Genomic DNA, 26,070 nt, shown 5'->3' with positions numbered 1-26,070 from the left:
CGGCGTCATGGCTTTTTGCCAACCGCCGGCTTCAGCGCACGATCGAGTTCGCCGCTCGCGGCTTTGACACCGGCCTCGCTCTCAATCATCCAGTGGCCCTCGCTACCGACGGCCGGCGTCGTGCGGAAGTCGACCTTGCCACCGCGGCCGCGAAACGCATCGACCAACGCAAGCGAAAATGCCGGTGCAAAGTAGCTGTCATTGGCGGCAACGAGCCATGTGATGGGGATGCGCGCGGCCTTGCCGAATTCAGCCGCCGCGGCGAGAAGCGTATGCGGCGCGCAGATCCGGTTCGGCTCGTCATTGGCATGGCCGCCGCGGCCCGGCGCAATGGCGATGATGGCGGAGATCGCCTTCGGATCGGCATTCGCGAGCGCCAGCGCGCCCCAACCGCCGGCGGAATGGCCGATCACGATCGCGGCGTCCTTGCGGATAAAATCCTGCTTTCGCAAATAGTCCAGCGCGAGCGCGATTTCGTCGGCCGTTGCGCGGCCCGAGCGCGCGTAGTCCGCCTCGTCGCAGCCGCCCTGGTCCTCGACATAGCGGCCACCGGTCGCACCATGGCCGAGCCGTTCCGGCACCAGCACGGCGAAGCCGCGCGCAATGAGGAATGCCGTGAGTGCGCGATATTCCGGCTGTGGCGTTTGCGCGCGCCGCAAGCCATTTTGCGTCGAAGCATGCGCGATCACCGCAAGCCGGAACGGGCCGGCACCCGGCGGGCGAAACAGCAGGGCATGAGCGGCGATGTCGGTATCCGGCGACGGCACGCGCCATTGCTGGCGGCGAAACGGATCGCCCTCCGCTCCGGACGAACCAAAAATGACCTGAGCGCACACCGGCGGCGCAGCCAGCAAGGCCAGCAGAGCCAAAGGCACGAGGATGTTGGGGATCCGCATGAATTGCCGGAGGCGAGAACAGCGACAGTTAGACTAGTAGGAACGAATCAATATCGGCAGACTTTCTGCGTTGCCGTTGCCGTTCATTCGTTGCCGCAAAGCAGTTTTGCACCGGCGCAGAGCACCCCGGTGCCATTCGAATCGGCGTCTTGTCTTTTTTCGGTACAACATGGTTCAAATACTGATGCAGAAAGTCCACACGTTAACCGATAATTAACGATAGGTCTTGCCGCCGGCGCGGCGACTTGGTTTGATCACGTCCATGAGCACAACCCTGATCGAGGTCCGGCCGGCCAAAGCCGCAGATGCAACTGCGGTGGCGTCCACCCATGACGAAGCCTGGCGCTCCGCCTATCAGGGCATCATTCCCGGCGCCGAACTGGAGAAGTTGATCAACCGCCGCGGTCCGCAATGGTGGGACAGCGCGATCCGCAAGGGCAGCCGCGTCAGCGTGCTGGTGTTCGGCGACAAGATCGCAGGCTACGCCAATTACGGCCGCAACCGCGCCCGCAGCCTGCATTTCGACGGTGAGGTCTACGAGCTCTATCTGCGTCCCGAATTCCAGGGCCTGGGCTTTGGTCGCCGCCTGTTCACCGCGGCCCGCCGCGACCTGATGCAGAGCGGCCTGAAGAGCATGGTGGTGTGGGCGCTCTCGGACAACGATCCGGCCACCGAGTTCTACCGCGCCTTGGGCGGCCGCATGGTGGCGCGGTCCTCGGAGCGTTTCGGGCCGAAGTCGCTCGACAAGGTTGCCTTCGCTTGGACCAATTGAGCTGCTGAAGTCCCGCCGGCAGCGTTTTCCTTCCGTCGATACCGCTGCCTTGAGCCGGTGATCGCCGGATTCATTATTTCACAAAAACGCGATGGATCAGCGGGCCAAGCCCGCGTATGACAGCGCCAAAATCGCTGCCGGGTGCGATTTAACCTCGGCAACAACGGAGCCTTGAATGCGTATCGATGCGGTCTCGATCGGGAAAAACGTCCCTCACGACGTCAACGTCATCATCGAAGTCCCCGTGGGCGGCGAACCGATCAAGTACGAGATGGACAAGGAAGCCGGCACGCTGGTGGTTGACCGCTTCCTCTACACGCCGATGCGTTACCCCGGGAACTACGGCTTCATTCCGCACACGCTGTCCGACGACGGCGATCCCTGCGACGTCCTCATCATCAACACCCGCGCCATCATTCCCGGCGCGGTCATGAGCGTGCGCCCGGTCGGCGTGCTGTTCATGGAAGACGAAGCCGGCGGCGACGAGAAGATTCTTGCGGTGCCGTCGTCGAAGCTGACGCAGCGCTATGACAAGGTGAAGTCGTATTCCGACCTGCCGGACATCACGCTCCAGCAGATCCAGCACTTCTTCGAGCACTACAAGGATCTCGAACCCGGCAAGTGGGTGAAGATCCTGCGCTGGGGCGGCCCCGAAGATGCGCACAAGCTGATCCTCGAAGGCATCGATCGCGAGAAAAAGAAGAAGGCCTGAGCTCTGCTCCCTCGCCCCGCTTGCGGGGCGAGGTGAACTACACCGCCGGCTTCGGCAGCCCTGCAATCGCGCAGGCCGCGCGCAACGTGTTCACGAGCAGGCAGGCGACTGTCATCTGACCGACGCCGCCCGGTACCGGCGTGATGGCGCCAGCCACGGCGAGCGCTTCCTGATAGGCAACATCGCCGACGAGACGCGTCTTGCCGTCGTCCCTCGGAATCCGGTTGATGCCGACGTCGATCACGGTCGCCCCCGGCTTCAGCCAGTCGCCGCGCACCATCTCGCACTTTCCGACGGCGGCATAGACGAGGTCTGCGCGCCTCACGAGCCCGGGCAGGTCACGCGAGCGCGAATGCGCGATGGTCACCGTGGCGTTCTCGTTCAGCAACAGCTGCACCAGCGGTCGGCCGACGAGGTTGGAGCGGCCGATGACGATGGCGTTCATGCCTTCAAGCGAAGCATGCACGCTCTTGGTCAAAATGATGCAGCCGAGCGGCGTGCAGGGCGACAGCGCCTCGAAACCGCCGGCGAGGCGGCCGGCATTGTTCGGATGCAGCCCGTCGACATCCTTGGCGGGGTCGATGGCATTGACGACCGCCTCGGTATTGAGGCCCTTGGGCAGCGGTAGTTGCACCAGAATACCGTGCACGGCGGGATCGCGGTTGAGTTTTGCGACCTGCGCCAGGAGATCTGCTTGCGAGACGTCGGCCGGCAGCTTGTGCTCGAACGAGGCCATGCCAGCGGCCTGGGTCTGGGTGTGTTTCGACCGGACATAGACCTCGCTCGCCGGGTCGCTTCCGACCAGGACCACCGCAAGGCCCGGAACCAGATTGTGCTCGCGCTTGACGCGTGCGACCTCGTCGGCGACGCGGGCGCGAAGTTCTGCGGCGATGACTTTTCCGTCGATGATCTTGGCGGTCATGTCAGTTCCCTCAGTCTGTCGATTTGGCTGATGCGAGCTGGCGCAGGGCTTCGCCGAGCCGCGCCGGATCGCCGTCGACCGCGATCTGCTTCAGCCGCGAGGTCGCTCCCGACAGGAGTTTGACGCTGGCCTTGGGCACGCCCAACGATTTCGCCAGCAGCACCAGAACGGCCTTGTTGGCCTCGCCGCCATCTGCGATAGCGCGCACCCGCACCTTGAGCACGCTGCGGCCATCGGAGAGCTGCTCGATCCCGTCGATGTCGTCGCGGACGCCGCGCGGCGTCACCCGCAGCGCGATGCTGATACCTGCGGCCCCGTAACGCCAAGGTTCCTTGATGACAAGGTTCTTTGGCAACCCAGGGCGCTCCAGCTTGCTTAGATCACGTTCGGGTAGATGTAATACAGGATCACCCGCTCGATGAACATGATGAGCAGGATCAGGATGATCGGCGAGATGTCGAGGCCGCCGAGGCTGGGCAGGAAATTGCGAATCGGAGCCAGGACCGGCTCGGTGATTCGGTACAGGAACTCCGCCACCGCCGAAACGAACTGGTTGCGGGTGTTCACGACGTTGAAGGCGATCAGCCAGGACAGGATCGCGGACGCGATCAGCAGCCAGACGTAGAGGTCGAGCACGATGATGACGATGTCGAGAACGGCACGCATGGCTTTTGAAGACTCTGACTTTTGAAAATTCTGGCTGCGGTCGGGATTGACGCCTGCTGCTAGATATCGGTTCCCCCCGGTCCAAACAAGGGAAGTCGGTGCCGGGATGGCTAAAACCGGGTTACACCCGTCCTTGACTTGACCTTGGCGGGGACTTAAATGGCGCCCGGTTGTCGGCCGCATTGACCAGAGCGGCCTACAAAAGGGGCCATAGCTCAGCTGGGAGAGCGCGTCGTTCGCAATGACGAGGTCGGCGGTTCGATCCCGCCTGGCTCCACCACGCTTCGCCCTTCGGGCTACGCGTGGCGCAGCCGCGCGGAGCTCGAGGGGCGAAGCGTAGTGTCCGGCGTAGCCCGCAGGACGAAGACGGACTGCCCCTTAAGCTTCCCTACTTCCCCGTAAACCTTGGCGGCCGCTTCTCCATGAAGCTCGCGACTCCCTCCCGGAAATCGCTGCCGTTCAGCGCCACCATCATGTCCCGATTGGCTTCGATCGTCGCCTCCGCCAGCGTCTGGAACGGCACCTCGTAGAGCTGCCGCTTGATCACGGCCACCGCGCTCGGCGAGACGAAATCGGCGAGGTCGCGCGCATAGGCATAGGTCTCCTCGCGCAGCTTCTCGGGCGAGCAGAGCCGATTCACCAGCCCCATCCGCAGCGCCTCGTCACTCGAAACGCGGCGCGCCGAGAGCAACAGATCCATCGCGTTGGCGTGGCCGACGATTCGCGGCAGCATCCAGCTGATGCCGTGCTCGGCGATCAGACCACGCCGGGCGAAGGCGGTGGTGAACACGGTGTTGTCGGCGGCAAAGCGCAGGTCGCAATAGAGCGCGTGGACGAGGCCGATGCCGGCGGTCGCTCCATTGAGCATGGCGATGACAGGCTTTCCGATCGACGGGTAGAAGCCATAGCGCGTCTGCCAGTCCGGCCGCCGGTTCATGTCGAAGGGCGGCAGGTTCGACGCACGCCTGACATCATCGGGGTCGAGCCCCTTCAATGCGTCCATGTCGGCACCGGCGCAGAAGGCGCGGCCCGCGCCGGTGATCACGATGACGCGGACATTGTCATCGGCGCTCGATGCTTCCATCGCATGGCGCACGTCGCGCTCCATGATCGGCGTCCACGCATTCATGCGATCGGGACGGTTGAGCGTGATGGTCGCGACCTTGTCGCTGACCTCATAGAGAATGTGTTCGTAAGCCATGGTGCTCTCCCTTTGTCTGCCGGCGCAGTTTCGCGCGCGCTCGTTGACATGAGCCTAGCATATCAAGGGATGAGACAAGGGCTTGTGCCAACGGCCTGGGAGGGCGCGATCACTCGGCGGCTTGCGCCAGCAACGGCCGACGCGCCAGCCAGCCGTCGATGAATTGATCAAGCCAGGCGCGTTCCGCGGCATCGTAGACGGCACGGTCCGCGAAATGATGATGCCGCTGCCGCGCGCCGGGCGCGCTGAGACCGTCATAGCCGCGCGTGGTCCAGCAATGCATCATGGCGTAGGTCACGTCAGGATGAAACTGCACGCCGAAAGCGTTGCCGGTGCGGAACGCCTGCACCGGAAAATCATCGCCTTCGGCAAGCAGTTCAGCGCCAACCGGCAGCTCGAAGCCTTCGCGATGCCAGTGATAGACCCGTGCCGGCCAATTCGGGCAGAGCCCGTGTCCCGCGGGTGTCGGGCGGATCGGGTAGTAGCCGATCTGGGTCAGCGCATCGGCATGCGGCGCGACGCGGGCCCCTAACTGCTTCGCGAGCATCTGCGCGCCGAGGCAGATGCCGAGGAACGGCCGCTGTTCGCGGAGCGGAATTTCGATCCAGTCGATCTCGCGGCGGATGTAGTCGTCGGGATCATTGGCGCTCATGGGACCGCCGAAGACCACAGCGCCGGCATGCTGGTCGAGGGTCTCAGGCAGCGGATCGCCGAGGCGGGGACGGCGGATGTCGAGGCGGTGGCCAAGGGCGCGCAGCGCATTGCCGACGCGGCCGGGCGTCGAGGATTCCTGATGCAGGATGATCAGAACCGGCAACCGGGTTTCGAAGGCGGCGACATCAGGCGTCCTTCTGGGGAAGGGCACCACATCTGCGCCACCAAATCTGTCCGTCCGGAACGACATGGTCTCTGCGACTGCTATCGGTTCTGACCGCCAGCATAACTAAGCGATCGTTAATTTCGTGTGAGTTTGCGCACACACACTCCCGATAGAAAGCAAGCTCCGGGCCACGACCGACCGAGAGCTCCCTCTAGCGTCTTTGTCTCTGAAACCGGCTGGTGGCGGACAGGATGAAGCCGCGCGGGAAGAAGCGCAGCGCGAATGGCACAATCTTGATGCCCAGACCGGGGAGCACGGCCCGCTTGTTGGCCATCAGGCCGCGATAGGCCTGTCGTGCGACCTCAGCGGCAGGAACATTGAGAAGGGCCGTATCATGTCCGGACCCAACGCCGGCGCGCGCCTGGAATTCGGTGGGCACCGGGCCCGGGCAAAGTACGGTGACGCGAACGCCGTGCGGTGCAAGCTCCGCCCGCAAGGCCTCGGTGAAGGAAATGACATAGGCCTTGGACGCGTAATAGACCGCCATGCCGGGGCCGGGCAGATAGCCGGCGACCGATCCGACGTTGAGGAGGCCACCCTTGTTCCTGATCAGCTGATCGGCAAAGCGCAGCGACAGATCCGTCAGAGCCCGGACATTGACATCCACTATGCCGACCTGCTCGACGCGGTCGCGCTCAATTGCGTCGCCGAACACGCCGAAGCCGGCATTGTTGACGAGATGATCGAGCTCGACGCCTTCGGCAGCGAGTGCGGCGGCGATCTTCTCGCCGGCATCCGCATCCTCAAGATCGCAGGCGATCACGATCGGCTTTTTGCCACCCTTGGCAGCGAGCTCGTTTGCGAGCGCCTCGAGCCGGTCCGCGCGTCGCGCCGTCAGCGCAAGACGGTGTCCGTTCGCGGCGAACACACGCGCTAGCTCCGTGCCGATGCCCGCCGAGGCACCGGTGATCAACGTTACCCGCTCAGTCACGATCAAGATCTCTTGAATTGAAGTTTTTTTGGCGCCGCAATGCTGGAACGAGAGCATAGGCCGTGCGCGACAGGCAAGCGGCGTCCACCGCATAGCCACCTGAGCGGGAAACGGGGGAAGCAGGAAAACCCCGTTTTTACAGGGGAAAACCGGAACCCGGGCAGCCCCGAGGCTACATTAAAGTTTCGTCATGTGGTCCGCACAACCGCCAATTGGCGGTATTGGCAATGATCACCCACCGACCGCGCTGTTCTTGACCTGACCACCGGCACGATCTGCGACCGCGTGCTTCAGGTCGATCCGGTCGCGTTGCGAAATCCCGAGCAGGTCGGAGGCACGCCAGACCACATTATCCTCGAACTCGGTAACCTGGCCATCGGCATAGACCAGCTCCCACATCATCTGGACGACCCGCTTGCGGCCCTCTTCGTCGAGCGAGCGCATCATGATGCTGGTGAAGTGATAGAGGTCGACCGCCTCGCCCTCGACCTCCGTCGCATCCGCGATCAGACGATCCGCGGTGCCGCGATCGAGCCCAAAGTGGCTTTCGATCAGGCTGTGCAATTTGCGCTGCTCGGCAGCCGTCGGCTGGCCGTCCAGCGAGATCACGTGAACCAGCAGCGCGGTCGCCGCCAGCCGGTAATCACTGTCACCGAAAGCACGGTCCTGGGCATGGGGAGCAACAATGTCGGCGATGAATTGGCGCAGGCCGTCGAGCATAAGATCCTACCGAAATCGATGAAGCCGCGGAGCGCGACCGCTACCAGCATTATATGAGTAGGAAATTCAACCGGCGCAACGTGCGTCAGTTCCGCGCGTCGCATTACGTTTCGGCAATCTGAGTCTGTGATTTTGGAGTAGGGCAAGGCAAGTGCGCACATGTGGTCCCGGCGAAGGCCGGGACCCATAACCACAGGCTGCGGTTTGGCGAAGGCTTTGGCAACGACCATCCAGCCTGTTTCGGAAATCACGCGGTATGGTCCCGGCCTTCGCCGGGACGACACCAGTCACGGTATCTCGTACACCACCATCTTGTCGGCGATGCCGCGCAGTGCGGCCTGCTTCTGGATCGGCCTGATTTCGCGCTGCTTGAGGACTTCGGCAACCGCCGGCGCATCCAGCACCGGGCCGGTGATGTGAATCTCCTGCGCGGTCGAGAGGCTCTGCACGCGGGCGGCGATGTTGACGGTCTGGCCGAAATAATCCTGCCGCTCGTTCAGCATCACCGCGAGGCACGGACCTTCGTGGATGCCGATCTTGACGATGAGATCGGCAGTACCGCGCTTTTTGTTGAGCTCGTCCATCGCCGCGCGCATCCGCAAACCCGCTGCGATCGCATGCTCGGGACGGACGAAGGTCGCCATCACGGCGTCGCCGATGGTCTTCACCACCGCGCCTTTCTCGGAGGAGATGATCTCGAGCAGCGCATGGAAATGCGCGCGCACGAGGTCGAAGGCGGCAAGATCGCCGACGCGCTCATAGAGCGCGGTCGATCCCTTCAGATCGGTGAACAGGAAGGTCAGCGAGGTGATCTGGAGCCGCTGGTCGAGACTGAGATTGTCCGCCTTGAACACATCACGAAACGTCTGGTTCGACAGCATCCGCTTGGCGGTCAGGAACGGCTTGCGCTTGCCGATGAGGTGATGGAGCGCCTCGGCCGCGATGAACACCGACGGCAGCACGCGTACGCCGGCCTGGTTCTCCAGCGACAGCCGCAGCGGGCCCGGCCGCATGGTCGTGGTTCCCGTCGGCGCCTGCACCCTGTTGTACATGATGGCGAGCTGCTGACGGTCCTTGGTGGGCTCGCCCTGCACGTCGATGAAATGCGCCGCGTGCGTCACCGGTTCGAAGATGATGATGAAATCGTCCGGCAGTTGCAGCGACATGGTCGCCTTCTCGCCGGCCGGGAGCTCCATCGTGTCCAGCGTCACCTCGTTGGCGAGCGTCGCAAACGATTCCTTGTTGAAGTCGACGCCGGAACTCCAGAACACCTGCTTGAAGTACTCCCACACCGGAAGCGTATCGGGATCATGCGCCGCAATGCGCCGGACACGTGAATTGACGGTGAAGGAGACTTCGACCTGATCATCGACGGAGGCCTTGTAGCCGCAGGCGCACAGCGCACAATGATAATCGTCTGGCTTGAGCGCCTTCAGGGTCGAGTGCGCACCCAACACGCCGCCGCAGCCCGGGCACAGCACATTCCAGCCCAGATCGAACAGGCCGAGCCGCGCCGAATGCAGGAATGCCGAGATCGCGTGCTCTTCATCGAGACCGTGCTGCTTCGCGAAATCGAGTACATTGACGCGGTTGAGCTCGTGATCTTCGCCGTCCTCGATGAGGCGCGCGATCGCGTCGACCACTTTCGCATCGGCGGTCTGCTTCAGAACGGAAAACTGGGCCTGGATATCGCTCATGGCGCAACTCTATCTGGAGTGGATCACGCCGTCGGCCAGGCGAACGCCTGTCACCGACGCGTGATGCGGAACAGCGGCGACCGGTCCGGCTGGGTCGTGACGACGCCGAGCGGAATGACAGGGCTGGTATCGGCAAGCTCGACACGGAACGCACCGATCAGCCGGGCCAGCGCCAGCACGGATTCGGCTTGCGCGAAGGGGGCGCCGACGCAGACGCGCGGACCCGCGCCAAAGGGCAGATACGCGAATCGATCGGGCGCTTCCGTGGACATGAAGCGTTTTGGAATGAACGCGTTCGGCTGATCCCACAGCTTCTCGTGCCGGTGCAGCAGCCACGGTGCGATCATGATGATGTCGCCCTTGCCGATGGCGACGCCGGCCGCGTTGTCCTTCTCGCGCGCGGCCCGGGCGATCAGGAAGGCCGGCGGATAAAGCCGCATGGTCTCCTCGATCACGGCGCGGGTGAACTTCTGCCGATCGATGTCGGCCATGCTGTCGAGGTGCTCGCCGCGGGTCTCGGAGGCGATCTCCTCCTGCGTATCGGGATCGAGCGCGAGCAGATAGAGCGCCCAGAACAGCGCGGTCGCCGTGGTCTCGTGACCCGCGAGGATCATAGTCGCGACTTCGTCGACCAGTTGTTCGTCCGAAAAGCCCTTGCCGGTTTCAGGGTCACGCGCCTCGTCCATGAGATCGAAAAGATCGCGCGGCGGCGCGCCGTCTTTCTTGCCCATCTCACGCCGCTCGGCGATCAGCATCGCGACGAATTCGGTCCAGCGCTTGCGGAAACGGGCGCGGGCAAAATCCATCGGACTCGGCCAGGACAGCGGCAGCACCATGTCGAGCAAGTACGGCCGTCCGAGTCGGGCTCCATACTCCATGACGAAGTTGCGCAAGGTCAGACCATGCCGGTCCATGCCGAACGAGAACATGGTGCGGCCGGCGATCTCCAGCGTCATGCGCTGCATGATCTCGCGCAGATCGACCGGCTCGCTCGTTCGCCCGTCGAGCTTTGCGATGGTCTCGTCGAGCACCGCCGTCATGTGCGGAACGAGATTTGCTGTCGCACGCGGCGTGAACGCCGGCGCGAGGGTGCGGCGCTGAAACGTCCACGAATGGCCCTCCGCAATCAGAAGACCGTCGCCGAGCACGGGACGAAGCATGCGGATGCCCGCCGGAGTACGCGAATAATTCTCGTAATTGCTGAGCAGGACATGCCGGATCGCATCCGGCCGGTTCAGGATGAAGCTGTTGCGGAAGAAGAAGCGGCCTTCAATGACGTCTTCCTCATAGGCGCGCTGCCCCCAGGTCGCGATCATATTCCGCTTGATCACGGCAAGCCGGCCGAGGAACGACATGTCGTCGGGCGCTCGCGGCGGCGTCGGAGGGACGATGGGCCGACGCACGCTGGCGATGTTCATGGCTCTCTCCCGGAGGGGTGGCGCAGGCAGTTAGCTAGTAAGTCAGCTCGGCAATCGCAATCCTGTTCTCGGAGGCAGGCCAGGCGCGTGCCACAATTCGTTCTTCGTTGAATTCGGCCACGATGTTACGCCCGACCTCGCCGGCCGGAAGGCGCAGTGTTGCTGTCGAATCCGTGGGCACACCCGATTTGACGTCCGCCGGCTCCTTGCCGTCGAGCAGCACCACGTCCCGCGGCAGGCCGAAATAGCCGCGCGGACGCGACATGATCACGACGGCCCCGGCGTCCTTGTCCGCGGGACCGAGCGGGCGCGCGGCGCGCAGGTGAACGACGTCGGACGAGCGCGGGAAGGGCGAGCGGTAGATGTGCGTCGTCGGCGCATCCGGCGCTGCGAGGGCGAATTCGAGCGACCAGGAAGGTTCGACCTGCGCCGGTCCCCAGCGGCCGTCGGCACCGGTCTTCGCGCTGTGCACGGCGCTGCCCTTGCGCTCACCGGTTTCAGGATCAACCCGAAAGATATCGACGGTTGCACCGGCCACCGGCCGATTGGTCGGCGCACCGCCCGGTGTGCCCGTCACGAGGCCGCTCAGCCTGACGCTCTGCTCCGGCACAATCGAGATTCGCGCGGGCTCGCGGCCGGCAATGAACTTATAGATCTCGCGGAAGGCTCGGGGGTGAAACGCCACCTCGCGATGATCGAGTGCGCCCAGCACGAGGTTGGTGGCCCCCTTCAACTCCGGACCTTCGACGCTGACGCCGGTCGGCGTGCCGGGCTTGCCGATGAAGCGGCCATCGGCCTGCGCGTATTTGTCCATGCCGTCGCTGCGCAAGGTCAGGAAGGCAACACCCGGCGTCACCTCACTCTCGCCCTCGTTCAGGCCGAGCAGGAACGCGCCGCGGCCGTTGAACTCGCTGTTGGGCTGGTCGTCAGTCGCGAACACGCCGTGATTGGGCGTGCCGCACAGCACGGCGTGGCTGACATCGCCGGCGCCGCCGTTCTTGATGACGTTGCGGATGGCATAGCCGCCGCGCGAGCTGCCGACCAGCGCCACGCGGGCGGCGCCGGTGCTGCGCTTCAATTCGGCTATGGCGGCGGCGAGCTCGCGGCGCTGGTCCTCGGTCGAGGAGCGGCCCGCCTGCTCGACCTTGTCGTCACTTCGCGCATTGGGATCGTTGAAATTGATCGCATGCATGCGATCGCGCGCAATGCCGTTGGATTCCATCCGCCACAAGGTCGTCATCCAGAGCGCGTCGTAGTCGCCATTGCCGTGGACGAACAGGATTGGCGGCACCTCGCTCGGCGCAGTGGGTGCGGATTGAGCCAATGCGCCCGTGCGCAAGCTCGCAATTGCGAAGGGCAAGCTGCCGGCACCTTGCAAGATCATCCGTCGTGACAGCTTCATCTGTTCCTCCCCGGCAAAAGCATCTCTGTGCACCGCTTATACCGGCCTAACCACTGGACAGCGAAGGACTTTCGCGGGCATCACTGAACTTGCCGAAATCGCCCAAAGACCACGCCGACGCCACTTCTGCCAGCCCATTTGGAAGGGGATATGACCGAGCAGACGAACCGTCAGAAAATTGACGCCGACGGCATCATGGCGCCGCTACGGTACACCGTGTTCCGGCGCATCTGGCTCGCCAGCCTGCTCTCCAATCTCGGCCTGCTGATCCAGGGCGTGGGCGCCGCCTGGGCGATGACGCAGATGGCGGCCTCGGCGGACAAGGTGGCGCTGGTACAGACCGCCCTGATGCTGCCGATCATGCTGATCTCGATGCCGGCGGGCGCCATCGCCGACATGTATGACCGCCGTATCGTCACCCTGATCGCGCTCATGATCGCGCTGACTGGCGCGACCGCACTCACGGTCCTGGCCTGGCTCAACTTCATTTCCCCGGAAACGCTGCTCGCCTTCTGCTTCGTGGTCGGCAGCGGCAACGCACTGTTCGGTCCGGCCTGGCAGTCCTCGGTCAGCGAGCAGGTGCCGCCCGATGCACTGCCGTCAGCCGTCGCGCTGAACGGCATCAGCTACAACATCGCCCGCAGCTTCGGCCCTGCGGTCGGCGGTGTCATCGTCGCCGCACTCGGTGCTGTCGCGGCGTTCGCGTGTAACGCGATCCTCTATTTGCCGCTGTTGGTGGTGCTGCTGCTCTGGCGGCGCAACACCGAACCCTCGCGCCTGCCGCGGGAGAAGCTCAACCGCGCCATGGTATCGGGCTTCCGCTACATCACCAATTCGCCGCCGATCAAGATCGTGCTGTTGCGCACGCTGGTGATGGGCCTGATTGGCGGTGCCATCATGGCGTTGATGCCGCTGGTTGCACGTGATCTGCTGCATGGCGGCGCGCAAACCTACGGCATCATGCTCGGCGCCTTCGGAATGGGCGCTGTGATCGGCGCGCTCAACATCCACGAATTGCGCAAGCGCATGAGCGGCGAAGCCGCGATCCGCGCCTGCACCATCTCGATGGCGTTTGCGATGGCCGCTCTCGCCGTGAGCACCGAGCCGGTGCTGACCGCGGCTGCGCTGGTGCTCGCCGGCGCGGTCTGGATGGCCGCCATCGCGCTGTTCAATATCGGCGTGCAGCTCTCGGCGCCGCGCTGGGTCGCCGGCCGCTCGCTCGCGGCGTTTCAGGCTTCGATTTCCGGCGGCATCGCGATCGGCGCCTGGGGTTGGGGCCATCTCACCGACTATGCCGGCGTCGAGGTAGCGCTGCTGACGGCCGCCGGCCTGATGCTGATCTCGCCGGTGCTCGGGATCTGGCTCACGATGCCGCGCGTCGGCGCCCGCAACGAAGACGCCGATCTGCTGGCCGATCCGGAAGTCAAACTGTCGCTCACGGCGCGCAGCGGGCCGCTGGTGGTCGAGATCGAATACCGCGTCGCCCAAGAGAACGCCCGCGCCTTTCACAACGTGATGCAGGACGTGCAGCTCTCTCGCCAGCGCAACGGCGCCTATGGCTGGTCGATCGCGCGCGACATCGCCGATCCCGAATTGTGGACCGAGCGCTATCATTGCCCGACCTGGCTCGACTATCTGCGCCAGCGCAACCGCTCGACCCAGTCCGAACGCGCGCTGCATCAGGAGGCGATCGATTTCCACATCGGCCCGGATCCGGTGCGGATCCGCCGCATGCTCGAGCGTCCGTTCGGCTCAGTGCGCTGGAAAGAGGAGACGCCGGACCAGGCAGCAAGTGAGGTGCTGCCCGTGGTCGCCACTGCGGCGGGAAGCAGCACTTAGGTTTTGCGAGTCCGTAGCGACGTCTTACTGCCCGTGATCCGTCAGCACCTTGTCGCAGCCCTTGGTGAGCCGCGTACGGTTCTGCTTGAGGCAGGCGAGCACGGCGCCATCGCCATTGTTCATCACCGGACGGCAGAAGCGCGTGACGTCGCGCGCGCAGGCGTCGTGACCGGGCTGCTGCGCTGACGCAGCCGATGCAAACAGGATCAATGGAATGATGCAAAGAAATCTGGTCATCGCGTAATGCCTCTTACCCGGAAGATGTGCGGGCGAAGCTAGAGCGACGATCCCGAAGCCGCAACGGCTTTATTGGCAGACGGGCTTGCGCCGCCGCGGCGCTCCGGCATCACGCCGGGGCACATCGCGAGGGGAGCTAACCGACGCAACGACGCTATCGTTGCTGTTACTGATCGACTCTTATTGACTGTCCTGGGCGTCAGCGACCTTGCGTGACGCGCCGCCCTTGGCGAGATCCTTGTCCATCACCGCACGGCAACCGGCGCTCAGATCCGAACGATGCTTCATCATGCACGCCGTGATCTTCGGGATGTTCGGGATTTCCGACGAGCACAGGCGGAAAGCGTCGCCGGTGCACTGCTGCTGCGCTTCGGACGAGAAGGCGAAGCTCGAGCCGGTCGAGGCGATCGAGAGGATGGCGGCAAAGCCCAGAGCCAGGCTGACGTCGCGGATCTTGCTACTTAAGGACTTGATGTTCAGCGAGTTGGTCATTTGAAGCTCCCATTGGCACCGCGGAAGCGGGCCCGCCGTTGTTGATGGGATTGACCATGCTCCAGCAAAACAGTTCCGACTGTGATGACGGTCACGGGAGGCTCACCCTCTGTGACCTCGGTCACGCTGGCGCACCTCGCTGAAATTCCTCCATATCCGCTGTCGTGTTGGTGTCACGTTAACTGTTCCTTCGCATTAATGGCTCGTCGAGCGGGAAATTCCGCCGGTTTGGTTGCGTAATTGGAAAGAATGGCGATGCGTAATGCGTTGGGCCTGATGCTGGCCAGTGTAGTTGCGGCGGTCGTGATTGCCGCCGGCGGTTGGTTTTATTATTCCTCGCGCGCCGACCAGGCCGCTCCCAAGACGATTGCCGCCCGTGCCGCCGATCCATTGCCGGCACAGGCGAAGCTCGCCGCCAAGGACGACGTCGCGATCACGGCCGCGATTGCGGCCAAGCCGGCGGCAGCCGCCCCGGCGCCCGCACCCGCGCCGATGCCGGTTCAGCAGAAATCGACCTGCGCCAATCCCAACGCGCTCGGCGTCTCCCGCGTGGTCGAGATCGACACCACCGGCGGTCCGGGCTTCGGCTTCGATCATTTCAAGCAGTTCGACTTCCTCACCGACAAGGAGGTCGTGCTGACGTTCGACGACGGCCCCTGGCCGGTCAACACGCCCGCCGTACTGAAGGCGCTCGCGGACGAATGCGCCAAGGGCCTGTTCTTCTCGGTCGGCAAGCATGCGACCTACCACCCGGAGATCCTGCGCCAGGTGCTGGCCCAGGGCCATACGGTCGGCACGCACACCTGGTCGCACGTCAATCTGAACGGCAAGAAGATGACCGAGCAGATGGCCAAGGACGAGGTCGAAAAGGGCATTAGCGCGGTGAAATACGCGCTCGGCACCAACCCGGCGCCGTTCTTCCGCTTCCCGCAGCTCCAGCACAATCCGGCGATCGTGAGCTATTTCGGCACCCGAAACGTCGCGATGTTCTCGACCGATATCGACTCCTTCGATTTCAGGAAGGGCGCCACGCCGGAGAAGATCATCGAGACCGTGATGACCAGGCTCGACAAGCTCGGCAAGGGCATCATCCTGATGCACGACTTCCAGAAGCACACCGGCGAAGCCATGCCCGCGCTGCTCGCGCGGCTGAAGGCCGGCGGCTACAAGATCGTGCAGATGAAGGCCAAGACGACCCTCCAGTCGCTGCCGGAATATGACGAGGCGCTGCTGAAGGACCTAAAGGTGCCGACCTCGAGCGCGCGTCCGATCGGGAGCGTGGTGCAGACGGTTTCGCAGTAACGCGCCCGATCAGATTCAAAACTCTCGCGTGATGGCCGGGCTTGTCCCGGCCATATCCTTTTGAGAGCGGGCATCTTACCAGTAGATGCCATGGCGATGCAGCTCGCTGATGATGCGGCCTTCGGTCCAGCTGCGCTTGTGCTTCGGCTTGTCTGCCTTGGCCGTTGTCTTCGCGGCGGGTTGCGTCGTCGTCGCGGGCGCTGAGGCCGTCGTGGTCGTGGGTGTGGCAACCGCCGCGGGCGCATTGAGCGACACCGCCGGCGGGCGATCGAGATATTTCGGAGCTTCGGCGGCAGGCGCTGCTTCGCTCACCTGCGTCGGCGCGGCGGCAAGCGCCGGCGCCGTTTGCTGAACCGAAGCCGGCTCGCTCACCGCGGACAGCGACAGGCTGCGCGGGCCTCCGGCCTGGGCAGAGGCAGAGACCAGCACCATGGCGGTCACCAGAATGATCTTGCGCATATGAAATCTCCCCGTGTTTGGCGTGAGCTGGACACTGGGGGAGCCGCGCTCGGGGTAATGTGACGCGAATCACGCCGGCGGCATCCCTCGCATCTGTTGATTGGCTAGCGGCGAACACTCAGCTCCCGGATCGCAAAACCGAGGTCGCGGGGATCGCCCGGAAAATGCGTGACGGCATTGGTGTCCAGCTCGACCACGAGCGTTTCGTCGCCTGCAAACTGATCCAGCGGAAATGACAACGGGCCCGCAGGCACGACGCCTTTGTAGATCTCACGCCCATTGATCTTGACCAGGAACTCGTTTCCGCAGATCGGCATGGGCCACAATTCGAGCTTCAACGTGCGCGCCGGCATCACAGGCTTGTTCGGAATCTCGAGACGCGCGCTCGGTGATGCCCATTGCAGCGCACCCCCTGGGGTGATTTCCTTGCCGAAAAGACCGCGCGTTGCGATCCCCGGCGGGGCTTCCGTGCCGACCTCAAGCTCATTGCGCTGCCCATCCATGAATTCGCGCGAAGACCGGTCTGTGGCCACGGATATCAGCCGCTGCCCCGGATTGGCAGTGAGCCGCCCGGACGCCACCAGACAGTCGAACTTTTCAAAACCTTCGGGAAAATACGGCCGCCCCGCCGTGTCGGGCCAGGACATGATTCGCGGCGCCGCCCAGGGCACCCGAAGCTCCGCTGCGAGCCGGCGCAACAAATTGTGCATCATCGGATTCGCAACATCGATGACGAGTGCGTTGCAGCTCTTGATGTCCGCCGACAAGCGATTGTAGTCCCAGTCGAGAGACGTCGCCTTTTGCGCGTTGACCTGCGCGGCGGCGGTCGGAAGCCCCGGAAGACTCGCGCCCACCGCTTGCATCACCAGCAGCGGCCGCAACATGCCAAGGCCGAGGTGAACAGCTACGACGACGACAACGGCGGCGACGGCGCCCGGATTCCACCGATTCGCAGCCAAGGGAACCAAGCGCGCCAAGGGAGCAATGACAAGCGTGAAGAGCATCGGCGTCGCCATGGCCAGGCCCTTGCCCGCGGCCCAACCATGACCGGCCGCGAGAATGGCAATCGGCATGAGGCATCCGGCAAGGCTGCCTGCCAGGAGCCGCGCGACGCTTCCGTCCGGCTCGGCGCGCCAGATCGTCCACGCGGTTCTTGCGATGCCCCTCAACAGCACGAACAGAAAGCCATAGAGCAGCAATTTCCACGCAACCGCCACCGCGGCGGGCCAACCCGCCGACGGCAGCACCGCATAGAGGCCGAGACCCGCAAGCGCGGATTCGACGGGCAATGAGAACCAGGCGTTCGCCAGTTCTCCGATACGATTGTCGGGGCTGCCGATGACATCGAGAAAGTTCGCGTCACTGCCGAACAGGTAGCGCTGATAGTATTTCCACCAGTCGGGCGGGTTGATCGCTGCATGACTCAGCTGGCGGACGACATAGGCAACCGTGCCGGACCAGAGCGGGATGCACGCGAACAGCGATATTCCCACACCTGCCGCCAGGCCTGACGCAGCCACGGGCAAGGCCTTGCGCGAGGCGCGATGCCAGCAGCCCATCGCGGCCGCAACCGCCGCGGCGAGACCGTAGATCGTCAGCGATTCCGGATAGAGAAAGAACGCGCCTGTCATCAACGCCGCAAAGACCGCTCCCAACCGCATGATCGAGCTGGGCATTTGCCCAAAGCGATTGCGATCGAAGGCGAACGCCACGAATGCGAGCAGAAGCAGGAAGATCGGCTGCGTCGCAAGTTGAGACCAGGCGTTGATATCGAAGACGTACTGTTCGAAGAAGCCGATCGTGAGCGCGACGGCGCACGCAAACGCCAGCCAGCGCCGCATCGAGAGCGCGTTGACAAAGACGAACAGCGCGGCAAACAGCATGTTGAGCTGCATGCCGACCATATACGGATAGGCGCAATCGACGACATCGCCGCGACTGATAGCGGCGATTGCCGCATGGATCATCGACACGGCGCCGCGATAGTCGACGAACTTCAGTGCCATCACTGAAATTGGATTGGAGTTCGACTCGTCCGCGCCCTGGATGGCCAGGGTTGCGTAGTCGAGCACGCGATACGAGACCGACGATCCCACGTACAACATATGATCGTAGACGTTGGCCTGGAAAACGCGGAAGCGCGCGCCTCCGGTCCAGCCGGGAGCAAGACACACCATCGCAATAGCCGCGATCGCTATCGCCATCGCGAGCCATCGTCCGGGCGATGGCTCAGGCCGCCGACGCAGCGCCGGGAAGCGTATTGCAGCGGCAATGACAAGACCGGCGATTGCCATCGCAGGCAACGTCACCCACGGAGCGACGCCGGAGAGATACAGGACCGCGGTTCCTGCGGCGAGGAGGCCGAAGCCAAGCGGCGGCGCGAGCGCCCAGCGCACAGCAAACTGGTCCGACGGCAGAAGCAGGGAGAACGGAAGACCAATGGCGCCGGACGTCAGCGCGACGAGCCCAACCACCAGGATATCATGCATGCTGCCTCGCGCCGCCGCGTTGCCTGTAGTTTCGGCCGTCCGGACGCGCTGTCAATCCAAGGCAAATGACCAAAGCGCGCGACACGCGGGCCGCGAAGCATTTGGCTCGTCAGCTTCATGCACTATGATCTGGGATATTTCGACCTGGAGCAGAAAACCCTGCAACGTCTCGACAACGAGGCTGTCACCCATGTCTTAGGTACGTTCCGTTCTTGGGTACGTTCCGTTACCCATGTCTTCGGGCCGGACAATCAAGGCGCTGGTGCCGCAAGAGGGATTCGAACCCCCGACCCCGTCATTACGAATGACGTGCTCTACCAACTGAGCTATTGCGGCGAACCATGCCGGGGCCCGCGCGAGGCCGGTCCCGTTACGCGCGCTCCTGATATCGGGCATGGCCCGAATTGGCAAGGTGGAGCCGGCTCCCATATGCCGCTCACCCGCCCCAGCGAGACCAGAATCCGCGCCAGCCGCCGGCCTGGGCCTTTGCGTGGTCCCTGGGCGTGCCGATTTGTTCCGTAAATTCATCGCTCGGGCCCTCGTCGTCGATACCGGGATCATCCGGGGCGCGGACGATCGGGATGACGGCGGGAATAGGTGCTTGTCCAGGTTTGCCGAGGTCGGCGCGGGTCCGGAACACCGGCGTTGCCGCCGCGGACGATGATTCGGCGATCTCAGGGGCCGGTTTGAGCGGCTCGGCAGGCGTGACGACCGGCTCTTCCTTGACGGTTTCTTTGGCGGTCTCCTCGACGGCTTCCTTTAAGATTTCCTGGGCTTCAAGGGGCGGCGAATTGTCCTGCGGAGCGGGCACCGGATCCGGCGCCATGACAGCCGGTTCCACCGGGCTCTCGCTCGGGGCCGTCGTCACCCGCTTCGGCGGCGGAGCCGCCAGCATCGCCTCCTCGAAGGCCGAGGATTCGATCATGGCGCCTTTGTCGGAAGGAAGACTCGCGACTGGCGTTTGCCACTGGAAGGCGTCAAGACGGCCGGTGACCGGGGAAACCGGACGCCAGCGGTCGCTGACATAACCGTCCGCAGTCCAGGCCGGATCATGGCGGGCGCGCACCGCGCGCAAGGTCCAGGCGCGGGCCCGGCCGCCGTCACCATGCTCGGTCCGCTCGATCTCGGCCATCAGCAACGCCACGCGCTGGGTGGGATCGTTGACGTAAGGCGCCAGCACCGCGCGCGCACGGGCAAACTCGGACGCATCGATCGCGGCGCGCGCGATCGCCAGCTGGCCCTCGATATAGCCAGCCTTGTCGGCAGAAATCTTGGCCGCAAGCGTCTCGACCCGCTGCAGGCGCTGCCGCGCGGAATCGCCGAGCTTCACATGCGCATAGGCATCCGCAAGATCAGGATGCGGATTGGCGAGCCAGGCGGTTTCCACCAGCTTCATGGCGCGGCGCACCTGATGCGCCTCGCTCTCGAATTTTGCAGCGAGCACTGCGGCCGGAACCAGGGTCGGCGCGAGCTTGACCGCCTGCATCACGCTCTCGCGCGCGACGTCGCGGTCCATTGTTTCCAATTCCAGCGCGCGGGCGGCGAGCAGCACGCCGCGCTGGCGGCGATAGGCCTGCTTGTCGATCAGGCCCGCGGACAGATTCGAATCGAGGATCGCGAGCGCGCCGCTCCAGTCGCCGCGCGCGCAGCGGAAGCCGAGCACCGCATGCGAGGCCCAGGTCGAGGACGGCGACAGCTTGATCGCTTCCTCGGCGATCATCACGGCGCCGACCGCATCGTCGGCGCGCTGCGCCTCGATGAACAGGCCGCGCAGGCCGAGCAGGCGCGTGTCCTCGCGCTCGGCCATGGCACGGAAGACGCGCTGGGCCTCGTCGCGATTGCCCTCGAGCTGCGCCGATTGCGCATGCAAGAGAAGCGCGAGCGGATCGTTTGCAGCCAGCCGCCGCGCGGTATCGGCGTGGCGACGGGCAAGCGCGGTGTCGCCATGGCCGATCGCAAGCAGGCCGTGGGTGATGGCGTGGCGGCCGCGAGCATGGCGCTTTTCGTGACGACGGCGGCGCAGACGCCCCGGAGCGCGCCAGGCCATCGTCAGCAGGCTCCAGACCAGCACGACTGCCGCGGCAAAGAGACCAAGCAAGAACACGAAGCGGGGAAGCGTCGTTGTGGCGCGGAAAGCGCCCGCAGTCAGGACGAGGTCGCCGGGCTGATCGGCAACCCAGGCCGCGCCGGCCGCCGCCAGTGCGATCAGAACGAGGAAGAGGACGATGCGAAGCATGACGATCCCTATACGCGCTGATTGTTGCGCGAACCTTTATTGACCAGGCTTGACGAGATCCGCCATGGCGGCGTCGGCGAATTTGCGTGACGCGGCGAGCGCGGCGTCACGGGCATCGGTCTTGTCGAGCCAGGCTTGCGCCGGTGCACGATCGGCCTCGGGCAGCGTCTTCAACTCGCGCCGCGCCTCGCCGAAATCGTTGCGCAACGCAGCCGCCGTCACCCGCGCGACGATCGCGCCGCGATCGTTGCCGACCCCGTCGGTACGCTCGATGCGGACGAGTTTCGACGCCCCCGCCTGAAGGCGCTCGACGATTCCGGTGCCGCTGGCCGGAGCTTCCGCCCGCGGCGACAATTTTGGCACGATGTTGAGGAGCTCGCGACTCAAGGCGACCGGCGTCGGAATGCCTGACGACGCAAAGGTGTCGAGCGGCTTCAGCATCTCCGGCTTTGCTGCCAGCGACCGCGCGGCGGCGAGCTGCGACTCGTAGGCATCGCCGTGGCGAACGGCGACGTCGAGCAGGGCCGCCGCCACCACATGGCGCAGCGGCTTGTCGTCCATCGTCTTCGCGTCGGCGATCTTCTCGCTTTGCTGTGCGAGTTCCGCACGTTCGGTCTTGCTTGCACGCTCGAGCTGAGCGAGGCGGTCGTTGAGAGCGGCAAGATCGGGCGCGGCAGCGCGCGGCGCCGATGTCGCGTCGTTCAGGGCGCTGGCAGTCTTGTCGGATTGTGCGCGCAGATTGGCGATCTCGCTGCGCAGGCTCGTTGCGGATTTCTCCAGCGCATCGATCCGCGCCACCATGGCCGGATCGGCGGCCGGCTTGCCCGCCTTGGCTTCGACCGCGGCCACGCGCCCGCTCAGCGCCTCGACGGTTGCGCCCGTCACTTGCGGAGCAGCCGGCGGCGCCTGCACGGCAGGCCAGCCCAGCATCCAGCCGACCGCGATCACGATTGCGGCTGCGACGGCGCCGGAGAACGGAGCGATAACCCAGGGTGAAATCGACGGCGATACCGACGCGGACGCAACGGAAGACTCTTCTTCGGCAGGTTCGGGCTGCGGCGCGGCAATAGCTTCTTCGGACCTTACCTCTTGAGACTTTTCCTCTTGAGACTTTTCCTCTTGAGACTTTTCCTCTTCAGATTTGGCTTGCTCATGCGCGGCCTGTTCGGTCGCTGCCCCAGCCTCAGGCTCGCCCGTCACCTGCTGCGGCTGGGTCGAGACTTCCGTCGCCTCGAGGTCGATGGTGGGCGGGATGCGCTTGGCGCGGCCGGACTCGGGAGCCAATCCTGCGTCTTCAGGCTTGTCGTCGGCCATCGTGACGGTTCCTCACACTTACCTGCCCTGAACGAACGGACCCGATTGCGTCGGATTCGGCCCGACCTCTTACGCCAAACGGGTGCGCAAAGCACGCTCCAAGGTGTCAAATAAGGCATTTTCGTCCGGCGTCGCCGCAACCAGAACCTGCGAGGCACCGGCCTCGCGCAGTACGCCGGCGACCGGCTCGGACAGGCAGCACTGCGGGATCGCCAGAGCCGAGATTTCGACACCTTCCGCCCGCGCGGCCTCCAGGAAAGCCCGCGCGCTGCGCCGGGAGTAGTGCAGCACCGCCTCGATCCCATGGGCGGCAAAGCCTTCACAGACATCGCGCGGCAACAGCTTGACTGGCGCCATGCGATAGGTCGTCTGCGTGATGACGATGAAGCCTTCGGCGCCCAGCTCCCCGCCGAGGTCGCGCGACAGATCCGCGCCCGCGAGATAGAGCAACGTGCTCTTTTTCTTCAGCCGCTTGTCGCGCGCGCTCTGCATCACCTTGTCGCGCAGGGCAGCGGCATCGCCACCGGCGACGATCACCTCGGCAAAACCGGCATCGCGCCCGGCGGCAGCCGTGTGCTCGCCGACCGCGAACAGCGGCAGCTGCAGGAGACCAAGGTCCGGTAATTGCGATGCGACGCCACGGATCGCATTGGCCGATGTGACAATGACGGCGCTGTAGCTCGTTTCACTCTCGTCATGGAAGGCGACCGGCTCGAACTTGAGCACCGGCGCGAGCAGCACCACATGACCCCGTGCACGCAGATTTTCCGACGTCGCCTCATTGTCGGGATGCGGCCGTGTGACAAGAATGGACATCGCTTGTGTTCCCGAACCACGTGGCGGTGGCGCTTTCACGAGGAACGGCAGCGCGTGACGATTGCGTTGGCCGACCCCGGAATGCTACCGGACGTACCAGAACTCTGCTTTGCGGATGAGCGCAAGGGGCGGGAAGGGCGCAAATTGGATAACAATTCGCCAATGCTGGTACTGGGCATCGAAACCACCTGCGACGAGACCGCCGCGGCGGTGATCGAGCGTGCGCCTGACGGCAGCGGCAAGATCCTGTCCAATATCGTGTGGTCGCAGGTCGAGGAGCATGCCCGTTTCGGCGGCGTGGTACCGGAGATCGCGGCCCGCGCCCATGTCGACCTGCTCGACGGCATCATCGACCGCGCCATGACTGAGGCCGGCATCGACTTCGCCCAGCTCGACGGTGTCGCGGCCGCCGCGGGCCCGGGACTGATCGGCGGCGTCATCGTCGGGCTCACCACCGCGAAGGCGATCGCGATGGTGCACGACACGCCGCTGGTCGCGGTGAACCATCTGGAAGCGCATGCGCTGACACCGCGCCTGACCGACGCACTCGAATTTCCCTATTGCCTGTTTCTCGCCTCGGGCGGCCATACCCAGATCGTTGCCGTCACCGGCGTCGGACAGTATGTGCGGCTCGGCACCACCGTCGACGATGCGATCGGCGAAGCCTTCGACAAGGTGGCGAAGATGCTGGGGCTGCCCTATCCGGGCGGCCCGCAGGTCGAGCGCGCGGCAGCCAACGGCGATGCCGCGCGATTTGCGTTTCCGCGGCCGCTGCAGGGACGCCCCGACGCCAACTTCTCACTCTCGGGATTGAAGACAGCGGTGCGCAACGAAGCAAGCCGGTTGGCCGAGATCACACCGCAGGACGTCAACGATCTCTGCGCGAGCTTCCAGGCCGCCGTGCTCGACTCCACCGCCGACCGGCTGAGCGTCGGCCTGAAACTCTTCCGCGAGCAGTTCGGTGCACCGCGTGCGCTGGTGGCGGCCGGCGGTGTCGCCGCCAATCAGGCGATCCGCGGCGCGCTGCATGACGTTGCGAGGAAAGCCGGAACACAATTGATCATGCCGCCGCCGGCGCTCTGCACCGACAATGGTGCAATGATCGCCTGGGCCGGCGCGGAACGTCTCGCGCTCGGCATGACCGACACGATGGAAGCACAGCCTCGCGCGCGCTGGCTGCTCGATGCGAACGCGACGGCACCGGCCGGATACGGCAAGACACGCGCGGGATTCTAGCAATGACAGCGTTCCGATCTGTCGCGGTGATCGGCGCGGGCGCCTGGGGCACGGCGCTGGCGATGGTGGCGGCGCGGGCCGGACGGAACGTGACGCTGTGTGCGCGCAATTCCGAGCACGCGACGCGAATCGCATCGAGCCGCGACAATCCGCGGCTGCCGGGCGTGCGGCTTGCGCCGGAGATCATCGTCACGAGCGACCTGGCCCTCGCCGCACGCGCGGACATGCTGCTGATCGCAGTGCCCGCGCAGCATCTGCGCGGTGCTGTCAACATGCTCGCCTCGCACCTGGAAAAGCCGGTGCCGATCATTGCCTGCGCCAAGGGCATCGAGCACGGCACCCATAAATTCATGACCGACGTGATCGCCGAGGCCGCGCCTCACGCGCAGCCGGCGATCCTGTCGGGCCCGAGCTTTGCCGACGATGTCGCGCGTGGCCTGCCGACGGCGGTGACGCTGGCCGCAAAGGACGACGCCTTGGCGAGCCACCTGGTGCAGGCGCTGGGCTCGCCGACGTTCCGGCCCTATCACTCCACCGATGTCCGCGGCGTCGAGATCGGCGGCGCCGCCAAGAACGTGCTGGCGATCGCGGTCGGCATCGCGGTCGGGCGCAAGCTCGGCGCTTCCGCCCAGGCCGCACTTACCACCCGCGCCTTTGCCGAGCTGACACGCCTCGGCCGCGCGCTCGGCGCACGCAGCGAAACACTCACGGGCTTGTCTGGCCTCGGCGATCTGATCCTGACCTGCTCGAGCCCACAATCGCGCAATTTTGCGCTCGGCCTGTCGCTTGGCCGCAGCGAGCAGCCGCCCGCCGGCAAGCTTGCCGAAGGCGAATTCACCGCGCCGGTACTGATCGAGCTCGCGGCTTCGCAAAAAATCGAAATGCCAGTATCGGAAGCCGTCGCATCGATCCTGACCGGCAGAAGCACGATCGACGCCGCGATCTCGGGGCTCATGACGCGACCTTTCAAGGCGGAGGAATGAACATGGCGTACTGGCTGGTGAAATCCGAACCATCGGTGTGGTCCTGGGACCAGCAGGTGGCGAAAGGCGCCAAGGGCGAAGCCTGGACCGGCGTGCGCAATTACACCGCGCGCCAGAACCTCGTCGCCATGAAGAAGGGCGACAAGGCGTTCTTCTATCATTCCAACGAGGGCAAGGAGATCGTCGGCATCGCGGAGATTATCAAGGAAGCCTACCCCGATCCGACCGACAAGACCGAGAAATTCGTCTGCGTCGACATCAAGGCCGACAAGCCCTTGAAGACACCGGTGTCGATGGCCGCGATCAAGGCCGAGAAGAAGCTCGCCGACATGGCCCTGGTGAAATATTCGCGCCTCTCGGTGCAGCCGGTGACGGCCGAGGAATGGAAGCTCGTCTGCAAGATGGGCGGGATGTAGGCTTAGGTGCTGTAGCCCGGATGAGCGAAGCGAT

At 64.6% G+C, this 26,070-nt stretch carries 25 protein-coding genes and 2 tRNA genes; 8 read left to right on the top strand and 19 right to left on the bottom strand.

The window, feature by feature from the left end; translation table 11 throughout:
• Positions 1-5: 5 nt before the first annotated feature.
• Positions 6-896, bottom strand: coding sequence for a dienelactone hydrolase family protein (locus BcanWU425_RS01435; protein ID WP_204512890.1), 891 nt, complete (start codon positions 894-896; stop codon positions 6-8).
• Between the two features lie 262 nt (positions 897-1,158).
• Here BcanWU425_RS01435 and BcanWU425_RS01430 point away from each other — a divergent pair, with 262 nt between their 5' ends.
• Both BcanWU425_RS01430 and ppa read left to right on the top strand, forming a co-directional pair.
• Entirely contained in the window at positions 1,159-1,668 is a 510-nt protein-coding gene (locus BcanWU425_RS01430; RefSeq protein ID WP_007598725.1) for a GNAT family N-acetyltransferase, read from the top strand.
• A 175-nt stretch (positions 1,669-1,843) separates the two neighbouring features.
• Positions 1,844-2,380 (top strand): inorganic diphosphatase, encoded by a 537-nt coding sequence (gene ppa / locus BcanWU425_RS01425; protein WP_007604168.1) that lies wholly within the window; start codon positions 1,844-1,846, stop codon positions 2,378-2,380.
• Between the two features lie 37 nt (positions 2,381-2,417).
• Here the strand turns inward: ppa and BcanWU425_RS01420 are convergent, their stop codons facing one another.
• From BcanWU425_RS01420 to BcanWU425_RS01410, 3 genes are read right to left on the bottom strand one after another with little or no spacing between them, the layout of a single operon-like run.
• Entirely contained in the window at positions 2,418-3,302 is an 885-nt protein-coding gene (locus BcanWU425_RS01420; RefSeq protein WP_204512891.1) for a bifunctional methylenetetrahydrofolate dehydrogenase/methenyltetrahydrofolate cyclohydrolase, read from the bottom strand.
• Between the two features lie 10 nt (positions 3,303-3,312).
• Complete coding sequence (locus BcanWU425_RS01415; protein WP_018459744.1) at positions 3,313-3,657, bottom strand: DUF167 domain-containing protein; 345 nt, start codon at positions 3,655-3,657, stop codon at positions 3,313-3,315.
• Between the two features lie 20 nt (positions 3,658-3,677).
• Positions 3,678-3,968, bottom strand: a complete 291-nt coding sequence (locus tag BcanWU425_RS01410) for a YggT family protein (RefSeq protein WP_007598721.1) — start codon at positions 3,966-3,968, stop codon at positions 3,678-3,680.
• Positions 3,969-4,172: 204 nt separating this feature from the next.
• On the opposite strand from BcanWU425_RS01410, the gene BcanWU425_RS01405 reads away from it, so the two are divergent.
• Positions 4,173-4,248: transfer RNA gene (locus BcanWU425_RS01405), tRNA-Ala, on the top strand.
• A 108-nt stretch (positions 4,249-4,356) separates the two neighbouring features.
• Here the strand turns inward: BcanWU425_RS01405 and BcanWU425_RS01400 are convergent.
• From BcanWU425_RS01400 to BcanWU425_RS01370, 7 genes are all read right to left on the bottom strand, one after another.
• Positions 4,357-5,169, bottom strand: a complete 813-nt coding sequence (locus tag BcanWU425_RS01400; RefSeq protein WP_204512892.1) for an enoyl-CoA hydratase — start codon at positions 5,167-5,169, stop codon at positions 4,357-4,359.
• A gap of 109 nt (positions 5,170-5,278) precedes the next feature.
• Entirely contained in the window at positions 5,279-6,073 is a 795-nt protein-coding gene (locus BcanWU425_RS01395; RefSeq protein WP_026233871.1) for a glutamine amidotransferase, read from the bottom strand.
• Positions 6,074-6,200: 127 nt separating this feature from the next.
• Positions 6,201-6,980, bottom strand: coding sequence for an SDR family NAD(P)-dependent oxidoreductase (locus BcanWU425_RS01390; protein ID WP_026233870.1), 780 nt, complete (start codon positions 6,978-6,980; stop codon positions 6,201-6,203).
• A 231-nt stretch (positions 6,981-7,211) separates the two neighbouring features.
• Complete coding sequence (locus BcanWU425_RS01385; protein WP_204512893.1) at positions 7,212-7,700, bottom strand: tellurite resistance TerB family protein; 489 nt, start codon at positions 7,698-7,700, stop codon at positions 7,212-7,214.
• Between the two features lie 287 nt (positions 7,701-7,987).
• On the bottom strand, positions 7,988-9,397 hold the full coding sequence (locus tag BcanWU425_RS01380) for an adenylate/guanylate cyclase domain-containing protein (protein ID WP_204512894.1): 1,410 nt from the start codon (positions 9,395-9,397) through the stop codon (positions 7,988-7,990).
• Between the two features lie 50 nt (positions 9,398-9,447).
• Entirely contained in the window at positions 9,448-10,815 is a 1,368-nt protein-coding gene (locus BcanWU425_RS01375; protein ID WP_018459738.1) for a cytochrome P450, read from the bottom strand.
• Between the two features lie 34 nt (positions 10,816-10,849).
• The gene (locus BcanWU425_RS01370) at positions 10,850-12,217 is read right to left on the bottom strand and encodes a twin-arginine translocation pathway signal (RefSeq protein WP_018459737.1); all 1,368 of its coding nucleotides are present in this window, start codon (positions 12,215-12,217) and stop codon (positions 10,850-10,852) included.
• 150 nt (positions 12,218-12,367) lie between these two features.
• Here BcanWU425_RS01370 and BcanWU425_RS01365 point away from each other — a divergent pair, with 150 nt between their 5' ends.
• Positions 12,368-14,056, top strand: a complete 1,689-nt coding sequence (locus BcanWU425_RS01365) for an MFS transporter (RefSeq protein WP_018459736.1) — start codon at positions 12,368-12,370, stop codon at positions 14,054-14,056.
• A gap of 24 nt (positions 14,057-14,080) precedes the next feature.
• On the opposite strand, the gene BcanWU425_RS01360 is transcribed toward BcanWU425_RS01365, so the two are convergent.
• Both BcanWU425_RS01360 and BcanWU425_RS01355 read right to left on the bottom strand, forming a co-directional pair.
• Positions 14,081-14,293: a hypothetical protein gene (locus BcanWU425_RS01360; protein WP_085348531.1), complete on the bottom strand. Its 213-nt coding sequence runs from the start codon at positions 14,291-14,293 to the stop codon at positions 14,081-14,083.
• A gap of 180 nt (positions 14,294-14,473) precedes the next feature.
• Complete coding sequence (locus tag BcanWU425_RS01355) at positions 14,474-14,785, bottom strand: hypothetical protein (protein ID WP_018459734.1); 312 nt, start codon at positions 14,783-14,785, stop codon at positions 14,474-14,476.
• A 255-nt stretch (positions 14,786-15,040) separates the two neighbouring features.
• Here BcanWU425_RS01355 and BcanWU425_RS01350 point away from each other — a divergent pair, with 255 nt between their 5' ends.
• Complete coding sequence (locus tag BcanWU425_RS01350; protein WP_085348538.1) at positions 15,041-16,087, top strand: polysaccharide deacetylase family protein; 1,047 nt, start codon at positions 15,041-15,043, stop codon at positions 16,085-16,087.
• Positions 16,088-16,162: 75 nt separating this feature from the next.
• Here BcanWU425_RS01350 and BcanWU425_RS01345 read toward each other — a convergent pair whose 3' ends face one another.
• The 6 genes from BcanWU425_RS01345 to BcanWU425_RS01320 all read right to left on the bottom strand — a co-directional run bounded on the left by BcanWU425_RS01345 (position 16,163) and on the right by BcanWU425_RS01320 (position 23,401).
• The gene (locus BcanWU425_RS01345; RefSeq protein WP_085348532.1) at positions 16,163-16,546 is read right to left on the bottom strand and encodes a hypothetical protein; all 384 of its coding nucleotides are present in this window, start codon (positions 16,544-16,546) and stop codon (positions 16,163-16,165) included.
• A gap of 104 nt (positions 16,547-16,650) precedes the next feature.
• Positions 16,651-19,035: a hypothetical protein gene (locus tag BcanWU425_RS01340; RefSeq protein WP_204512896.1), complete on the bottom strand. Its 2,385-nt coding sequence runs from the start codon at positions 19,033-19,035 to the stop codon at positions 16,651-16,653.
• 260 nt (positions 19,036-19,295) lie between these two features.
• Positions 19,296-19,371 (bottom strand) — tRNA-Thr (locus tag BcanWU425_RS01335).
• Between the two features lie 100 nt (positions 19,372-19,471).
• Positions 19,472-21,271: a heme biosynthesis HemY N-terminal domain-containing protein gene (locus BcanWU425_RS01330; RefSeq protein WP_204512897.1), complete on the bottom strand. Its 1,800-nt coding sequence runs from the start codon at positions 21,269-21,271 to the stop codon at positions 19,472-19,474.
• Positions 21,272-21,307: 36 nt separating this feature from the next.
• On the bottom strand, positions 21,308-22,585 hold the full coding sequence (locus tag BcanWU425_RS01325; RefSeq protein WP_204512898.1) for a COG4223 family protein: 1,278 nt from the start codon (positions 22,583-22,585) through the stop codon (positions 21,308-21,310).
• A gap of 69 nt (positions 22,586-22,654) precedes the next feature.
• Positions 22,655-23,401 carry a uroporphyrinogen-III synthase gene (locus tag BcanWU425_RS01320; RefSeq protein ID WP_018459701.1) on the bottom strand — a complete coding sequence of 249 codons (747 nt, stop codon included), beginning with the start codon at positions 23,399-23,401 and terminating at the stop codon, positions 22,655-22,657.
• Between the two features lie 162 nt (positions 23,402-23,563).
• Here BcanWU425_RS01320 and tsaD point away from each other — a divergent pair, with 162 nt between their 5' ends.
• From tsaD to BcanWU425_RS01305, 3 genes are read left to right on the top strand one after another with little or no spacing between them, the layout of a single operon-like run.
• Positions 23,564-24,637 (top strand): tRNA (adenosine(37)-N6)-threonylcarbamoyltransferase complex transferase subunit TsaD, encoded by a 1,074-nt coding sequence (gene tsaD / locus BcanWU425_RS01315; protein ID WP_018459700.1) that lies wholly within the window; start codon positions 23,564-23,566, stop codon positions 24,635-24,637.
• A 2-nt stretch (positions 24,638-24,639) separates the two neighbouring features.
• Positions 24,640-25,620 (top strand): NAD(P)H-dependent glycerol-3-phosphate dehydrogenase, encoded by a 981-nt coding sequence (locus tag BcanWU425_RS01310; RefSeq protein ID WP_204512899.1) that lies wholly within the window; start codon positions 24,640-24,642, stop codon positions 25,618-25,620.
• Between the two features lie 2 nt (positions 25,621-25,622).
• On the top strand, positions 25,623-26,036 hold the full coding sequence (locus BcanWU425_RS01305; RefSeq protein WP_204512900.1) for an EVE domain-containing protein: 414 nt from the start codon (positions 25,623-25,625) through the stop codon (positions 26,034-26,036).
• Positions 26,037-26,070: the final 34 nt, after the last annotated feature.

The sequence above is a fragment of the Bradyrhizobium sp. WU425 genome (assembly GCF_021052305.1).
Taxonomy (GTDB): Bacteria; Pseudomonadota; Alphaproteobacteria; order Rhizobiales; family Xanthobacteraceae; genus Bradyrhizobium; species Bradyrhizobium canariense_D.
This window is presented reverse-complemented; position numbering and strand designations above follow the sequence as displayed.

Coding starts and splice junctions, on each gene's coding strand:
- BcanWU425_RS01435 (WP_204512890.1), bottom strand. CDS start 896: ATGCGGATCCCCAACATCCTCGTGCCTTTGGCTCTGCTGGCCTTGCTG.
- BcanWU425_RS01430 (WP_007598725.1), top strand. CDS start 1,159: ATGAGCACAACCCTGATCGAGGTCCGGCCGGCCAAAGCCGCAGATGCA.
- ppa (WP_007604168.1), top strand. CDS start 1,844: ATGCGTATCGATGCGGTCTCGATCGGGAAAAACGTCCCTCACGACGTC.
- BcanWU425_RS01420 (WP_204512891.1), bottom strand. CDS start 3,302: ATGACCGCCAAGATCATCGACGGAAAAGTCATCGCCGCAGAACTTCGC.
- BcanWU425_RS01410 (WP_007598721.1), bottom strand. CDS start 3,968: ATGCGTGCCGTTCTCGACATCGTCATCATCGTGCTCGACCTCTACGTC.
- BcanWU425_RS01400 (WP_204512892.1), bottom strand. CDS start 5,169: ATGGCTTACGAACACATTCTCTATGAGGTCAGCGACAAGGTCGCGACC.
- BcanWU425_RS01395 (WP_026233871.1), bottom strand. CDS start 6,073: ATGTCGTTCCGGACGGACAGATTTGGTGGCGCAGATGTGGTGCCCTTC.
- BcanWU425_RS01385 (WP_204512893.1), bottom strand. CDS start 7,700: ATGCTCGACGGCCTGCGCCAATTCATCGCCGACATTGTTGCTCCCCAT.
- BcanWU425_RS01380 (WP_204512894.1), bottom strand. CDS start 9,397: ATGAGCGATATCCAGGCCCAGTTTTCCGTTCTGAAGCAGACCGCCGAT.
- BcanWU425_RS01375 (WP_018459738.1), bottom strand. CDS start 10,815: ATGAACATCGCCAGCGTGCGTCGGCCCATCGTCCCTCCGACGCCGCCG.
- BcanWU425_RS01370 (WP_018459737.1), bottom strand. CDS start 12,217: ATGAAGCTGTCACGACGGATGATCTTGCAAGGTGCCGGCAGCTTGCCC.
- BcanWU425_RS01365 (WP_018459736.1), top strand. CDS start 12,368: ATGACCGAGCAGACGAACCGTCAGAAAATTGACGCCGACGGCATCATG.
- BcanWU425_RS01360 (WP_085348531.1), bottom strand. CDS start 14,293: ATGACCAGATTTCTTTGCATCATTCCATTGATCCTGTTTGCATCGGCT.
- BcanWU425_RS01355 (WP_018459734.1), bottom strand. CDS start 14,785: ATGACCAACTCGCTGAACATCAAGTCCTTAAGTAGCAAGATCCGCGAC.
- BcanWU425_RS01350 (WP_085348538.1), top strand. CDS start 15,041: ATGCGTAATGCGTTGGGCCTGATGCTGGCCAGTGTAGTTGCGGCGGTC.
- BcanWU425_RS01345 (WP_085348532.1), bottom strand. CDS start 16,546: ATGCGCAAGATCATTCTGGTGACCGCCATGGTGCTGGTCTCTGCCTCT.
- BcanWU425_RS01340 (WP_204512896.1), bottom strand. CDS start 19,035: ATGCATGATATCCTGGTGGTTGGGCTCGTCGCGCTGACGTCCGGCGCC.
- BcanWU425_RS01330 (WP_204512897.1), bottom strand. CDS start 21,271: ATGCTTCGCATCGTCCTCTTCCTCGTTCTGATCGCACTGGCGGCGGCC.
- BcanWU425_RS01325 (WP_204512898.1), bottom strand. CDS start 22,585: ATGGCCGACGACAAGCCTGAAGACGCAGGATTGGCTCCCGAGTCCGGC.
- BcanWU425_RS01320 (WP_018459701.1), bottom strand. CDS start 23,401: ATGTCCATTCTTGTCACACGGCCGCATCCCGACAATGAGGCGACGTCG.
- tsaD (WP_018459700.1), top strand. CDS start 23,564: ATGCTGGTACTGGGCATCGAAACCACCTGCGACGAGACCGCCGCGGCG.
- BcanWU425_RS01310 (WP_204512899.1), top strand. CDS start 24,640: ATGACAGCGTTCCGATCTGTCGCGGTGATCGGCGCGGGCGCCTGGGGC.
- BcanWU425_RS01305 (WP_204512900.1), top strand. CDS start 25,623: ATGGCGTACTGGCTGGTGAAATCCGAACCATCGGTGTGGTCCTGGGAC.